Source organism: Actinokineospora spheciospongiae, from assembly GCF_000564855.1.
In the GTDB taxonomy this organism is placed as follows: Bacteria; Actinomycetota; Actinomycetes; order Mycobacteriales; family Pseudonocardiaceae; genus Actinokineospora; species Actinokineospora spheciospongiae.
The window spans coordinates 1-15544 of record NZ_AYXG01000100.1 but is presented as its reverse complement, the minus strand read 5'-3'; the positions used below and the strand labels follow the sequence as shown (position 1 = coordinate 15544).

8 protein-coding genes are annotated in these 15544 nt (G+C 71.4%); 7 read left to right on the top strand and 1 reads right to left on the bottom strand.

Translation table 11 applies throughout. The annotated features are described in order from the left end of the window. The first annotated feature begins 24 nt into the window (after positions 1-24). Positions 25-1140: a tetratricopeptide repeat protein gene (locus tag UO65_RS13685; protein WP_152552090.1), complete on the top strand. Its 1116-nt coding sequence runs from the start codon at positions 25-27 to the stop codon at positions 1138-1140. A 464-nt stretch (positions 1141-1604) separates the two neighbouring features. On the opposite strand, the gene glgP is transcribed toward UO65_RS13685, so the two are convergent. Continuing rightward, complete coding sequence (gene glgP / locus UO65_RS13680; RefSeq protein ID WP_035282527.1) at positions 1605-4145, bottom strand: alpha-glucan family phosphorylase; 2541 nt, start codon at positions 4143-4145, stop codon at positions 1605-1607. A 362-nt stretch (positions 4146-4507) separates the two neighbouring features. Between glgP and UO65_RS13675 the strand changes: the two genes are divergently transcribed. From UO65_RS13675 to UO65_RS13650, 6 genes are all read left to right on the top strand, one after another. Beyond that, entirely contained in the window at positions 4508-6481 is a 1974-nt protein-coding gene (locus UO65_RS13675) for an alpha-1,4-glucan--maltose-1-phosphate maltosyltransferase (protein WP_035282525.1), read from the top strand. A gap of 291 nt (positions 6482-6772) precedes the next feature. After that, on the top strand, positions 6773-8587 hold the full coding sequence (gene treS, locus UO65_RS13670) for a maltose alpha-D-glucosyltransferase (protein ID WP_035282522.1): 1815 nt from the start codon (positions 6773-6775) through the stop codon (positions 8585-8587). After that, positions 8584-9921: a maltokinase N-terminal cap-like domain-containing protein gene (locus tag UO65_RS13665; RefSeq protein WP_052021146.1), complete on the top strand. Its 1338-nt coding sequence runs from the start codon at positions 8584-8586 to the stop codon at positions 9919-9921. The genes treS and UO65_RS13665 overlap by 4 nt, the downstream gene beginning before the upstream one ends. 89 nt (positions 9922-10010) lie before the next feature. Beyond that, positions 10011-12167, top strand: a complete 2157-nt coding sequence (gene glgB, locus UO65_RS13660; RefSeq protein WP_411431358.1) for a 1,4-alpha-glucan branching protein GlgB — start codon at positions 10011-10013, stop codon at positions 12165-12167. A 49-nt stretch (positions 12168-12216) separates the two neighbouring features. After that, on the top strand, positions 12217-13602 hold the full coding sequence (locus tag UO65_RS13655; protein ID WP_233427566.1) for a neutral zinc metallopeptidase: 1386 nt from the start codon (positions 12217-12219) through the stop codon (positions 13600-13602). 147 nt (positions 13603-13749) lie between these two features. Then, on the top strand, positions 13750-15234 hold the full coding sequence (locus UO65_RS13650; protein ID WP_035282517.1) for a neutral zinc metallopeptidase: 1485 nt from the start codon (positions 13750-13752) through the stop codon (positions 15232-15234). Positions 15235-15544: the final 310 nt, after the last annotated feature.

The window sequence follows — 15544 nt, the reverse complement described above, 5'->3', positions numbered from 1 at the left end:
GTGTTGCGCCATCCTCTTCCGCTGTTGGTGATCGGGGGCGGGGTTCTGCTGTGGTTCGTCGACGGGACAGCGGGTGGGGTCGGGTGGGGGTTGTTCGGGCTGTTGTGCGGGTTGCTCGTCGGGTTGGCCGCCTTGCAGGTTGGGATGCTCGTGGGTGCGGTGGCGCTGGGCGTTCGGGTGCACAGGGTCGTGATCGGGGTGGGCAGCAGGCTCGCCGACTGGACCACGCCCCGGCGGGTCGTGTCGGTGCGTGCGGTGCCGCTGTTGCTGTCGGTGGCGGTGGGGCCGGGGAAGGCGCCCGCGCGCAAGCGGATGTGGGGTGCGGCGCTGTGTTCCGCACTGGTCGGTCTGGCGGTCGTCGCGGTGGCCATCGTGTTCGCGCTTTCCTCTCGGAACGGGTTCTGGATCGGGGCGGCGCTCGGTTGCGCCTACACCGTGGGGACGGGGTTGCTGCCGCGCAGGACGGCGGCTTCGACGTCGACGGGGTGGTACCTGCTGCGGCTGCCCAAGGTCACCGGGGTGCGCGCCCGGCAGCTCGATGCGGCCCCGCTGGTCGGCCGGGCGGTCGACGCGGCCCAGGAGGGACACCTGGAGGTCGCCGCCGCGTTGGCCGCCGAACTGGCCGAGACCCACCCGGGCCTCCGGACGGCGACCGCCGCGCGAATCCTGGTGATGGAGGCCGAGGGCCGGTACGCCGAGGCGCTCATGCTGGCCATGGCACTGGCCGGGGACGCCGAGCAGACACCGCAGGAGGCCGCGGTGTCCTTCGCCGCCCTGGCCGGGCTGGCCTGCGCCACGGTCGAGGCGGGGCACCTCGACGCGGAACTCGGGTTGGGCACGGCGGTCCAGGCCTTCGAGAACGCCGAGACGCTGGGCTACCCGGCGCACAAGCTCAACGGCTCCCGCGCGCTGCACGAGCTGTTGCTCGGCAACACCGGCAAGGCCATCTCACTGGCCCGCCTCGCCGCCGACTCCGGTGACGACCGGCTCGGCCGCGCCGACGACCTGGCCACGCTCGCCAGGGCGCACATGGCGGCGGGCGACAACCGGGCCGCCCGCGCGGCGCTGGGCGAGGCCGAGCGGCTGGTGCCGTGGTGGCCCAGGGTCGCGGCTACCCGCTCCCGGCTCGATCTCGTCTGACGGGTCTGCCCGGCTGCTCCGACCCGGCCTCCGACCGGTGGTTCCGACCTGTCTGAACGCACTCTCCCATGAGGACTGTCCTTTCTCTTCCCGACACCTCAGGTCCGATGCCCGAAGTGGACACGTGTTCGACTGTACCGAGATTCAAAGCGGTGTGAGGTGCGGAAACGAGTCTTCACTCGATGGTGGGACATCCCTCGCAACCGGCCGGGAGGTCGGGCATCCTCGAATCAGGGGCAGCCGCGGCGACGGGTGGCGAAGGCACGAGCGGCACCACACACGACACCACAGACGAGAGGCGACGGGATGGACACTGACTGACGCGGTCCACTGCGGACGGACGCGGAATTCGGCCTGATGACCGGGAAAGCAGACCGGGTCGGTCCGAACGCGGAGGTTCGGACCGACCCGGTCACTGGCGCTGACCCGCCGGGTGCCGATCGGGCCCCGGTCTAGGGTCCGGCTCAGGCGAGGACCACCTTGCCCAGCTCCGCGGGCGTGGCGAGGAGGTTGTGCTTGGGCAGGACCCGGGCGGTCACACCGAGGGCTCCCGCGTGGGGCAGCGGGAGTTCGACGGTGTACCGGCCCGCGGCGACGGGGTGCATGGTCGCGGTGACGACATCGGAGAGCTCGTCGGTGTCGCCGACCCGCCCGACCACGGCCTGCACCTCGACGTCGTCGGGGGTCAGGCCCGCGAGGTCGACGGTGGCGTGCACGTGGACGCGGTCGCCGATGACCGGGGTCTGCCCCTCGTCCAGGCTCAGCTCGCAGTCGACGACGCGGACCTGCTGCCACGCACCGGAGAGCCTGCCCCGGTACGCGGCGAGGTCGCGGGCGACGCGGAAGTCGTCGGACTGGGCCAGGGCGCCCGCGGTGGCGGCGGGGGCGTAGGCGGACTCGACGTACTCGCGCACCATCCGGGAGGCCTGCACCTGCGGGCCGAGCGAGGACAGGGTGTGCCGGACCATCGACATCCAGCGGGTGGGGACCCCGGCGGCGTCGCGGTCGTAGTACAGCGGGGCGACCTGGGAGCCGAGCAGTTCGTAGAGCGCGGCGGCCTCGAGGTCGTCGCGGCGGACGGGGTCGTTGACGCCGTCGGCGGTGGGGATGGCCCAGCCGTTGCTGCCGTCGTAGAACTCGTCCCACCAGCCGTCGCGGATGGAGAGGTTGAGACCGCCGTTGAGGGCGGCCTTCATGCCGGAGGTGCCGCAGGCCTCCAGCGGGCGCATGGGGTTGTTGAGCCAGACGTCGCAACCCCAGTACAGGTAGCGGGCCATGGACATGTCGTAGTCGGGGAGGAATGCGATGCGGTGACGCATGCCGACGTCGTCGGCGAAGCGGACGATTTGCTGGATGAGGGCCTTGCCGCCGTCGTCGGCGGGGTGCGACTTGCCCGCCACGACGAGCTGCACCGGGCGGTCCGGGTGCAGCAGCAGGGCCCGCAGCCGGTCGGGGTCGCGCAGCATGAGGGTCAGGCGCTTGTAGGTGGGCACGCGGCGGGCGAAGCCGACGGTGAGCACGTCGGGGTCGAACACCGAGTCGGTCCAGCCCAACTCCAGGGCGGAGGCGCCGCGTTGGAGCCAGGCGGCGCGAACCCGGCGGCGGACCTCGCCGACCAGGCGCTCGCGGAGGCCGCAGCGCAGTTCCCACAGCTTCGCGTCGGAAACCGAGGCGTCCGCGATGTCGGCGCCGGGGGTCTCCGGGTCGCCGATGAGGGTGGTCATCTCCTTGGCCGCCCAGGTCGGGCCGTGCACACCGTTGGTGACCGAGGTGATCGGCACCTCGTCGGTGTCGAAGCCGGGCCACAGGGCGCCGAACATGCTGCGGCTGACCGCGCCGTGCAACCGGGAGACGCCGTTGGCGCGCTGGGCCAGGCGGAGTCCCATGTGCGCCATGTTGAACATGCCGGGGTTCTCCTCGGCACCGAGCGCCAGGACCCGGCGCAGGTCGATCCCGGGAAGGAGGGATTCGTCGCCGAAGTAGTGCTGGACGAGGTCGACCGGGAAGCGGTCGATGCCCGCGGGGACCGGGGTGTGCGTGGTGAACACCGTGCCCGCCCGCACCGCCGACAGCGCCTGGTCGAAGTCGAGCCCCTGGCTGGAGACCAGTTCGCGGAGGCGTTCGAGGCCGAGGAAGCCCGCGTGGCCCTCGTTGGTGTGGAAGACCTCGGGTTGGGCGGTGCCGGTCAGCTCGCAGTAGGTGCGGACCGCCCGGACGCCGCCGACGCCCGCGAGGATCTCCTGGCGGATGCGGTGGTCCTGGTCGCCGCCGTAGAGGCGGTCGGTGACCCCGCGCAGGTCGTCGGAGTTCTCCTCGATGTCGGAGTCGAGCAGCAGCAGCGGCACCCGGCCGACGTTGGCCTTCCAGATCCGGGCGCGCAGCACCCGGCCGCCGGGCATCGCCACGTGCACCAGGATCGGGGTGCCGGAGGGCTCGGTGAGGGGTTCGAGCGGGAGGCCGCTCGGGTCGATCACCGGGTAGTGCTCGACCTGCCAGCCGTCCAGCGACAGCGACTGGCGGAAGTAGCCGGAGCGGTAGAGCAGGCCGACGCCGATCAGCGGGACGCCGAGGTCCGACGCCGCCTTGAGGTGGTCGCCCGCGAGGACGCCGAGGCCGCCGGAGTAGTTGGGCAGCGCCTCGGTGACGCCGAACTCCATCGAGAAGTAGGCGATGGAGTCGGGCATCCGGGTGCCGTTCAGCTCGGCTGCCCGGTGCTGGTACCACCGGGGTTCGCTGAGGTAGCGGCGCAGGTCGTCGGCGACCTCGGCGACCCGGGCCAGGAACGCGTCGTCGGTGGCCAGCACCTCCAGCCGCTCGGCCGGGACCTGGGCGAGCAGGTGCAGCGGGTCGCCGCCGACCCGTTCCCAGATCGCCTGGTCGACCGAGGCGAACAGGTCCTGGGTCGGCGGGTGCCAGGTCCACCTCAGGTTCGTGGCGAGGGTGCCCAGGTCGGCGAGCGCCGCGGGCAGACCGGCGCGGACAGTGAATCGACGTACGGCTTTCACGCTGACCGACCCTAGCGGCGAACCTGGATCGAGCAAGCCACCCCGCCGGACCACCCGGCCCGGGAGCGGGGGCTACGCGACAGTAACGAAAGAAGCGGAGGAGGGGCGCGCGTGCGACGGACAGGTTGCCGGGAGGTGGCCGCGGAGCGGTTGGGGTGACAGGGAGTCAGGAACCGGAGGGGCGCGGTGGTGCCTATGGGGGAAGCTCGGCGCGGGGTCGCGCCGGGGCGGTTGAGGGGCGGGCCGGGCGGGGTACGTCTTCGAGCAATGCCTGGGTTTTCGGATGGGGAGGTCGGTGTGTGCGACTGGATCGAGCAAGGCAGACTGGGGGCAAGCACCCGCGACCGAGAGGAGCCTGACCGGTGAGCGGTCGCCTGGGCATCGATGACGTCTCCCCGATCGTGTCGAACGGTCGTTACCCCTCCAAAGCCGTTGTGGGGGAACACATCCCGATCGAGGCGACCGTCTGGCGCGAGGGCCACGACGCGGTCGCCGCGACGGTCACCTGGCGCGGGCCGGGTGACGCCCGCGCCCGCCGGACGCGGATGCGCTCGCTCGGCAAGGACACCGACCGGTTCGCCGCCGACGTGGTGCCCGACGCCGAGGGGCTGTGGACGTTCCGGGTGGACGCCTGGTCCGACCCGTGGAGCACGTGGCGGCACGCCGTCGAGGTGAAGGTGGCGGCCGGGCAGGACGCCGACGAGCTGGCCAACGACCTGGAGATCGGGGCGCGGCTGGTCGAGCGGGTGGGCAGGCGGCCCGACCGCAGCGTCGAGCGCAAGCTGCTGATCTCCGCCGCGCGGGCGCTGCGCGACACCACCGTGCCCCTCCCGGCGCGGATCGCGGAGGCGCTGTCGGAGTCGGTGCAGCGGGTGATGACCGAGCACCCGGTGCGCGAGCTGGTGACCAAGGGCAAGGCGTACCAGATCCTGGTCGACCGCAAGGCCGCCCTCTACGGCTCCTGGTACGAGTTCTTCCCGCGTTCCACCGGCGGGGTGGACGCGGCGGGCAACCCCGTGCACGGCACGTTCCGCACCGCGACCAAGGAGCTGGACCGGGTCGCGGCCATGGGCTTCGACGTGGTCTACCTGCCGCCGATCCACCCGATCGGCGAGGTCAACCGCAAGGGTCCGAACAACAGCGTCGTGTCCGAGCCCGGTGACGTCGGCTCCACCTGGGCGATCGGGTCCTCCGACGGCGGGCACGACGCCATCCACCCGCAGCTCGGCGACTTCGACGACTTCGACGCGTTCGTGGCCAGGGCCAGGGAGCTGGACCTGGAGGTCGCGCTGGACTTCGCGCTCCAGTGCGCGCCGGACCACCCGTGGGTGAGCAAGGCCCCGGAGTGGTTCACCACCCGACCCGACGGCACCATCGCCTACGCGGAGAACCCGCCGAAGAAGTACCAGGACATCTACCCGGTCAACTTCGACAACGACCCCGAGGGCATCTACGCCGAGTCGCTGCGGGTCGTGCTGCTGTGGGTGAGCCACGGCGTCAAGGTGTTCCGAGTGGACAACCCGCACACCAAGCCGCCGGACTTCTGGGAGTGGCTGATCCGGCAGGTGAAGGCGCAGCACCCGGACGTGCTGTTCCTGGCCGAGGCGTTCACCCGCCCGGCGCGGCTCTACGGGTTGGCGAAGCTGGGCTACACCCAGTCCTACACCTACTTCACCTGGCGGACGGCGAAGTGGGAGCTGACCGAGTTCGGCCAGGAGATCGTCGCGCACGCGGACGAGTCGCGGCCGAACCTGTTCGTCAACACCCCCGACATCCTGCACGAGTCGTTGCAGCACGGCGGGCGGGCGATGTTCGCCATCCGGGCGGCGCTGGCGGCGACGATGTCCCCCACCTGGGGGGTGTACTCCGGTTACGAGCTGTTCGAGAACGAGGCCGTGAAGCCGGGCAGCGAGGAGTACCTGGACTCGGAGAAGTACCAGCTCCGGCCGCGCGACTATGCGACGGCGCTGGCCGAGGGGCGGTCGCTGCAACCGTGGCTGACCCGGCTCAACGCGATCCGCCGGGCGCACCCGGCGTTGCAGCAGCTACGGACGCTGACCTTCCACACCGTGGAGAACGACGGGCTGATCGCCTACTCCAAGGTCGACCCGGCGACCGGGGACACCGTGGTGGTCGTGGTGACGCTCGACCCGAACACCACCCAGGACGGCTGGCTGTGGCTGGACTGGAAGGCGCTCGGCCTCGAGCCCGACCGCACCTACCAGGTCCACGACGAGGTGTCGGGGCAGACCTGGGAGTGGGGCTCGTCGATCGGCAACTACGTCCGGCTCGACCCGTGGCAGGCCGTGGCGCACATCGTGCACATCCGCCGGTAGCGGGGGCGGTGGGACGGGGATCGCCGGGTGCCGGGAGGCGCTCGGCGGTTCCGCGCTGTCCTGCCGCGGCAGGGTTCGGCTGTGCGTCTGTCCGGGTGGATCGCGTCCACGACGCTTGAACCGGCCGTCCCCGTGGTAGCTCATCGGGGACGCGCCCGGAACACCGTCGAGACCCCCGGGTGCGGGACAGAGCCGGAGCGCGAGGTCAGGGCAGGGTCGGGAGTGCGTGCCGAGTGGACGTGGTGTACGCATTGCCAACCGACAACGACGACGGTGACAGGGCGACTTAGCATGACGGTTGACAACGACGCCGCGCCGGACGCGGCACTGGGGCTCGAGGGCGTTCCGCACACGGGGGAATCGGTGACCGCCGACGGCCACCTGGTGGAGCCGCAGGCCGAGGACTTCACCTCCGCCCGCCAAGCGCCCCCTGACTTCGAGTGGTACAAGAGCGCGGTCTTCTACGAGGTGCTGGTCCGCGCGTTCAACGACTCCGACGGCAACGGCACCGGCGACCTGCGCGGACTCGCCGACAAGCTGGACTACCTGCAGTGGCTCGGGGTGGACTGCCTCTGGTTGCCCCCGTTCTACGCGTCGCCGCTGCGCGACGGCGGGTACGACATCTCCGACTTCCGGGCGGTGCTGCCAGAGTTCGGGACGGTCGAGGACTTCAGCTACCTGCTCGACCAGGCCCACCGGCGGGGCATCCGGGTGATCACCGACCTGGTGCTCAACCACACCTCGGACGCGCACCCGTGGTTCCAGGAGGGGCGCAACCACCCGGACGGCCCCTACGGCGACTACTACGTCTGGTCCGACACCGACGAGCGCTACTCCGACGCGCGGATCATCTTCGTCGACACCGAGACGTCGAACTGGACGTATGACCCGGTGCGCGGGCAGTTCTACTGGCACCGGTTCTTCTCGCATCAGCCGGACCTCAACTACGAGAACCCCGAGGTCCAGGAGGCGATGCTGGACGTCCTGCGGTTCTGGCTGGACATCGGCATCGATGGGTTCCGGCTGGACGCGGTGCCGTACCTGTTCGAGGAGGAGGGCACCAACTGCGAAAACCTCCCCCGGACGCACGAGTTCCTGAAGAAGTGCCGCAAGGTCGTCGACGACGAGTACCCGGGCCGGGTGCTGCTGGCGGAGGCGAACCAGTGGCCCGCGGACGTGGTGGAGTACTTCGGCGACCCGGAGATCGGTGGCGACGAGTGCCACATGGCGTTCCACTTCCCGCTGATGCCGCGGATCTTCATGGCGGTGCGCCGGGAGTCGCGGTTCCCGATCTCGGAGATCCTGGCGCAGACCCCGGCGATCCCCGGCGGGGCGCAGTGGGGCATCTTCCTGCGCAACCACGACGAGCTGACCCTCGAGATGGTCACCGACGACGAGCGCGACTACATGTACGCGGAGTACGCCAAGGACCCGCGGATGAAGGCCAACATCGGCATCCGCCGCAGGCTGGCGCCGCTGCTGGACAACGACCGCAACCAGCAGGAGCTGTTCACCGCGCTGCTGCTGTCGCTGCCGGGCTCGCCGGTGCTGTACTACGGCGACGAGATCGGCATGGGCGACAACATCTGGCTGGGTGACCGCGACGCGGTGCGCACCCCGATGCAGTGGTCGCCGGACCGCAACGCCGGGTTCTCCCGGTGCGACCCGGGGCGGCTGTACCTGCCCGCGATCGCCGACCCGGTGTACGGGTTCCAGGCGGTCAACGTCGAGTCGCAGATGAACAACACGTCGTCGCTGCTGCACTGGACGCGGCGGATGCTGCAGGTGCGCACCGAGCACACCGCGTTCGGCAAGGGCGACTTCACCGAGCTGGGCTCCTCGAACCCGAGTGTGCTGGCGTACCTGCGCAGGCACACCCGCCCGGACGGCACCGAGGACATGGTCATCTGCGTCAACAACCTCTCCCGGTTCCCGCAGCCGGTGGAGCTGCACCTGTCCGAGTTGGAGGGGCGCATCCCGGTGGAGTTGACCGGCGGCGTCCGGTTCCCGGCGATCGGTGAGCTGCCGTACCTGCTCACCCTCCCCGGTCACGGTTTCTACTGGTTCCAGATCACCGATCCCCAGGAGGAGGGCGAACCTCAGTGAGCACCCGACCCCTACACGCCGTGGCGTCCCTGACGGACGACCTGCGCACGTGGCTGCCCGCGCAGCGCTGGTTCGCGGCGAAGGGGCGGGACCTCACCGACGTCCGGGTCGAGCGCGCCGTCGGCCTGGCCGACGGCGATCCCGCGCTCGTGCACGCCCTGGTGGAGGCCAACGGCGAGCTGTACCAGGTGCTGATCGGTGTGCGCGCCGAGCTGCCCGACCACCTGGCGCCGTTCGCGATAGGGCAGTTGGGCGAGTCGCACGCCTACGACGCCACGCACGACCCGGAGCTGATGTCCGGGCTCATCGACCTGATGGCCAAGGGCGCGGACCTCGGCGGGCTGAGCTGGCGGGCCGAGCCCGGGGTCGAGCTGCTGACCGGGTTGCGGGCGCGGCCGATCGGGGTGGAGCAGAGCAACACCTCGGTGGTGTTCGGCTACCACTACATCCTCAAGCTGTTCCGCAGGCCGGTCCTCGGCGCCAACCGCGACGTCGACCTGCACCGGGCGCTGTGGGCGGCGGGCAGCAAGCAGATCGCGCAGCCGGTGGGGGTCGTCGAGGGGGCGGGGGCGGTGCTCGGCTTCGCCCAGCGCTTCCTCGGCGACTCCGCCGAGGGCTGGGCGACGGCCACCGCGAGCGTGCGCGACCTGCTGGCCGAGGGCGACCTGCACGCCCGCGAGGTCGGCGGCGACTTCGCGGGCGAGGCGTCGCGGCTGGGGGCGGCGGTGGCGCAGGTGCACGCCGACCTGGCCACCACCCTGGGCAGCGACGTGATCGACGCGGCCGGGATGGAGTCGTCGCTGGCGCAGATGCACCGGCGGCTCGACGAGGTGCTGCTGGAGGTGCCCGCGCTGGCCGAGCACGAGGCGGCGGTGCGGGCGGCCTTCGACGCGGTGCGCGGGGTGTCCGGGGGCATCCCGGTGCAGCACGTGCACGGTGACCTGCACCTGGGCCAGGTGCTGCGCACCACGGCGGGCTGGGTGCTGATCGACTTCGAGGGCGAGCCCGCGGCGGCGCCGGAGGAGCGGGTGCTGACCCGCTCACCGCTGCGCGACGTGGCCGGGATGCTGCGCTCGTTCGACTACGCGGCCCTGCACCTGGTGGCCGGGGGCGAACCGGACCACCAGCAGGAGGTGCGGGCGGCGGAGTGGGCCGACCGCAACCGGGCGGCGTTCTGCGAGGGTTACGCCACCGTCGGCGGCGACCCGCGCGAGCACGCCGCGCTGCTGCGCGCGTTCGAGCTGGACAAGGCCGTCTACGAGGTGCGCTACGAGCACCGCAACCGCCCGGACTGGGTGGCGATCCCGCTGGCGGCGATCAAGCGCGCGGCGTGACCGCGCGGGCACAAGACCTTTCAGGCTGACCGATTCGGGTACCACTGGACAGCGACAGGGCCCGACGCACAGGATCGAGGTTGACTCTCTTGACGACGGACCAGATCGAGCGCCTGCTCGCCGGTACCCACCACGATCCGCACTCGGTGCTGGGTGCGCACGCCAACCCGGCGGAGCCCGGCACGGCGGTGGTCCGCGCGCTGCGGCCGAACGCGAAGTCGGTGGCGGTGCTCATCGGCCGCGACCGCCACGAACTGGCCGAGGGCCTTTCCGGTTTCTTCGAGGCCGCGGTGCCCGTGGTGCCGAACGAGTACCTGCTGGAAGTGGACTACGGCACCGGCCCGGAGCTGGTGGAGGACCCGTACCGCTGGCTGCCGACGCTGGGCGAGCTGGACCTGCACCTGTTCGGCGAGGGCAGGCACGAGCGCCTGTGGGAGATCCTCGGCGCCCACCCGCGCGCCTACGACACCCCCAACGGCACGGTCACCGGCACCTCCTTCGCGGTGTGGGCGCCGACCGCGCGCGGGGTGCGGGTGTGCGGCGACTTCGACGGCTGGGACGGTCGGGCGAACCCGATGCGCTCGCTGGGCTCCTCGGGGGTGTGGGAGCTGTTCATCCCGGGCGTGCCGGTGGGCAGCCGGTACAAGTTCCGCATCCACGGCGCCGACGGCCACTGGCACGAGAAGGCCGACCCGATGGCGTTCGCCACCGAGGTCCCGCCGCAGACCGCGTCCGTGGTGACCACCTCGACGCACACCTGGACCGACGAGGAGTGGATCGCCCGGCGCGACGCCACCGACTGGTCGGGCGCGCCGATGAGCGCCTACGAGGTGCACCTGGGTTCCTGGCGCCAGGGCCTCGGGTACCGCGAGCTGGCCCAGGAGCTGGGCGACTACCTGGTCGAGCACAACTTCACCCACGTGGAGCTGCTGCCGGTCGCCGAGCACCCGTTCGGCGGCTCCTGGGGCTACCAGGTCACCTCCTACTACGCGCCGACCTCGCGGTTCGGCACCCCGGACGAGTTCCGGGAGTTCGTCGACGCCCTGCACAACCGAGGCATCGGCGTGATCGTGGACTGGGTGCCCGCGCACTTCCCGCGCGACGCCTGGGCGCTGGCCCGGTTCGACGGCAGCCCGCTCTACGAGCACGCCGACCCGCGCCGCGGCGAGCAGCCCGACTGGGGCACACTGGTGTTCGACTTCGGCCGCAGCGAGGTGCGCAACTTCCTGGTGGCCAACGCCCTGTACTGGATGGAGGAGTTCCACGTCGACGGCCTGCGGGTCGACGCGGTGGCCTCGATGCTGTATCTGGACTACTCGCGCAAGGACGGCGAGTGGCTGCCCAACGTCCACGGCGGCCGGGAGAACCTGGACGCGGTCAAGTTCCTCCAGGAGCTCAACGCCACCGTCTACAAGCACCACCCCGGTTCGGTGATGATCGCCGAGGAGTCCACCGCGTGGCCGGGTGTCACCAGGCCGACGCACCTGGGCGGTCTGGGCTTCGGCTTCAAGTGGAACATGGGCTGGATGCACGACACGCTCAACTACATCGGGCACAACCCGGTGCACCGGGCGTTCCACCACAACGAGGTCACGTTCTCCCTGGTCTACGCCTGGAGCGAGAACTTCGTCCTGCCGCTGTCGCACGACGAGGTCGTGCACGGCAAGGGTTCGCTGTGGACGCGGATGCCCGGCGACGACTGGAACAAGGCGGCGGGGCTGCGCGCGCTGCTGGCCTTCATGTGGGCGCACCCCGGCAAGCAACTGCTGTTCATGGGCCAGGAGTTCGGCCAGGTCCGCGAGTGGTCGGAGTCGCGCTCGCTGGACTGGGAACTGACCGAGCAGCACTTCCACGGCGGGGTGCGCAGGCTGGTGGGCGACCTCAACGCCGTCTACCGCGACCGGCCCGCGCTCTACGCCGACGACGTCCGCCCCGAGGGCTTCTCCTGGATCGACGCCAACGACTCGGCCAACAACGTGCTCAGCTTCGCCCGGCACGGCGGTGGCGGTGACCTGGTCTGCGTGGCCAACTTCGCGGGCGCCCCGCACCTGGACTACCGGGTGGGGCTGCCCCACGGCGGGCGCTGGCGCGAAGTCCTCAACACCGACGCGGAGGCCTACGGCGGGTCGGGGGTGGGCAACTACGGCGTGGTCACCGCCGAAGACACCCCGTGGCACGGCCGGTCGTCGTCGGCGGTGCTGAACCTGCCCCCGCAGGGCGTGGTCTGGCTGGTCCCGGAGGCCTGAGCTTCGAATCCGACCCCATCGCGCACCCGTCCTGCGGCACACTGGACGGGTGCGCACCCGTCTGCCCCGCCTCCTCCCGGCGCTGTCGCTCGCCGTGGCGCTGGTGGCCTGCACGACCACCGTGTCCGGCACGCCGGTCGGCCAGGGTTCGGTGGTGGCCCCGGACAGGGGCGGGGCGGCGGACACCTCGTTCGTGAAGAACACCGACGGCGGTGAGATCGACCGGCTGGCCGCCACCGTCGTCGACGACGTGCGGGCGTACTGGACCGACGCCTTCCCGTCCACCTTCGACACCCGGTTCGACGACCTGGCGGGCGGCTACTACTCCGTCGACACCTCCGACGCGGACAGCCCCAAGCCGCCGTGCGCGGACAGCCCGGTCGACGTGGAGGGCAACGCGTTCTACTGCCCGACCTCCGACGCGATCGCCTGGGACCGGGCGGCGCTGCTGCCGGTGCTGCGCGAGCGGTTCGGCGAGGCCGCGGTGGTGCTGGTGCTCGCGCACGAGATCGGGCACGCGGTGCAGGCGCGGACCGGGGTGGGCATGGAGCAGCGGCGGGCCGACCCGCAGGCGTTCCCGACGATCCTGATCGAGGCGATGGCCGACTGCTACGCGGGCTCGTTCGTGCGCTGGGTCGCCGACGGCAAGGCGCCGCACCTGAGCATCGAGAAGGAGCGGCTGGACTCGGCGCTGGAGTCGCTGATCAGCTTCCGCGACCCGATCGGCACCGACCAGACCGACGGCGGTGCGCACGGCGACGCCTTCGACCGGGTCTCGGCGTTCCAGGACGGCTACGACCGGGGCGCCGAGCTGTGCGCGGGGATGACCGTGGGCAACCGGGAGTTCACCCTCACCGGGTTCACCAACGCCGACGACGCCGCCCGCGGCGGCAACGTCGAGTTCGACCAGATCGTCGGTTCGATCACCCCCGGGCTCGACACCTACTTCGGCGGGCTGGTCACCAGGTCGGGCAAGGAGTGGGCCAAGCCGGAGGTGAAGGCGGTGGCGGGCAACCCCACCTGCGACGGGGGCGAGCAGGGGCCGGTGGCCTACTGCGCCACCGCCGGGACCATCGAGCTGGACGACCGCGACGACCTGCCCGGCATCCACGGCGACATCGGCGACTACGCCACCGGCACGCTGCTGGCGGGCCGCTACGCGCTGGCCGCCCGGGCGGCGGTGGGCAAGCCGCTGGACGGGGCGGACGCGCAGCGCTCGGTCGTCTGCCTGACCGGCTCGTTCACCCGGTCGCTGTTCGACTCCGCCGGGCAGTACCTGTCCCCCGGCGACCTCGACGAGGCCGTGCAGGTGCTGCTCGACTACGACTACGCGGCCCGCGACGCCAAGGGCGCGGCGATCCCCGCCGGGTTCGACCGGGTGGCCGCCTTCCGCGCGGGCTTCACCGGCGGCGACGGCAAGTGCGGGCTGGTCTGACGCCCACCGGATCACCCCCTGTTGTGAAAATCGCTCATTTCCGTGCCGCCGTGGGCTGATCGGGGTCCGCTCCCGCCCACTCCCCAGTAGGGTGCAGCCATCCGGCGGCAGGCCCCTGGCCTGCGCAGAGCGAAGTGTGGGGATGACGTGCGGGCAAGGGACACCAGGATCAGGGTCGCGGTGGTGCTCACCGCCGCGGTCGCCGTCGTGGCCCAGTTGGGCGGCTGCGCGGGCACGCCGATCGAGGGCAGGGCACGCGGCGTCGGCGACATCGACGCGGGCACCGCGGCGGGCATCCCGGTGGACAACAACCAGCCCAGCGGCCCCAAGCAGGGCGTGCCGGACGCCGAGCTGGCGGTGGAGAACGCCGACGGCGGCGAGATGGACCGGCTGGCGACCAACGCGCTGGCCGACATCTACAGGTACTGGGGCGAGCGGATGCCCGCCGACTTCGACGGCCAGGAGTTCGAGCCGGTCAAGCGCCTGGCGTCCTACGACTCCGAGGGCAAGTCGATCACCCTCTGCGGGCAGAGCACCAAGCAACTGGTCAACGCGTTCTACTGCGGCCAGGACGACAGCGTCGCCTGGGACCGGGGTGTGCTGCTGCCGATGCTGGACAAGCAGTTCGGCCCGATGTCGGTGGTGGCGGTGCTCGCGCACGAGATGGGCCACGCGGTGCAGTTCCGCCTCGGCGCCAAGAGCAACATCAGCCAGGCCACGCCGACCATCGTCAAGGAGCAGCAGGCCGACTGCTACGCGGGCGGCTTCTTCCGCTGGGTGGCCGACAAGAAGTCCGAGCACTTCGACATCAACGCGGGCACCGGCCTCAACCACGTGCTGGCCACCATGTTCTTCATCCGCGACCCGGCGGGCCTGTCGGCGTCGAAGCAGGGCGCGCACGGCCTGGCGTTCGACCGGGTGTTCGCGTTCCAGGCGGGCTTCGCCGAGGGCCCCACCCGCTGCGCCCGGATGGACACCGACGAGATCAACGGCCGGATCGTGGAGAAGGAGCGCAAGGACTCCGAGATCGAGAACTCCAAGGACGGCAACGTCGACCTCAGCAAGGACGAGGTCCGCAAGCTGCTCAAGGAAAGCCTCTCGGACGCCTTCAGCGGCACCGACAGCCACCCGGAGATCACCTACGACGGCGCCGACTGCGACTCCGGCACCTCCACCCCACCGGTCTCCTTCTGCCCCGACTCCAACACCATCGCCGTCGACGCCGATGAGGTGCAGAAGATCGCCAACCCACCCAAGCGCGGCCAGGAACCGGGCGTCGACGGCGCGGGCATCGGCGACTTCGCCGCCTTCGCCGAAATCGCCTCCCGCTACTCCCTGTCGGTCCAGAAAACCGAAGGAGCCCCCCTCGACGGCGACAAGGCGGGCCTGCGCACAGCCTGCCTGACCGGCGCCTGGGCCCGCTACACCGACACCGCCACCGACGACACCGGCCGCAGACTCCGCCTCGCCGTCGGCGACCTCGACGAAGCGGTGGCGGAACTGCTCCAGGACAACAGCCTCATCGCCGCCGACGCCCGGGGCAAGCAGATCCCCTCCGGCTTCGCCCGCGTGGAGGCCTTCCGGGTCGGCTTCTTCGAAGGCAGCAAGGGCTGCGCGAGCCGCTTCAGCTAGACCACTACCAAGCCCGGCCAACCACCCGCACACCACCGACCCGCCTGCGGCCACCCCGAAATCGGCGGCCCGGCCACCGGCCACCCGAACCCCACCGGCGCAGCAACAACCAGCCAGCCACCCCGACAACCGCCTGCCCGGCCAAGCAAATTGCCCGGGTGGGCGGATGCGCTTGCCCAACCGACCACCCCGCAACCGCCAGCCACCGCGAACCCCACCGGCGCAGCAACTCAGCCGTCCGCCCCCGAAAACCGCTGGCCCGGCTACGGCCCTGCCCGGGTGGGTGGATGTGTTTGGCCGGGGGTGGCGA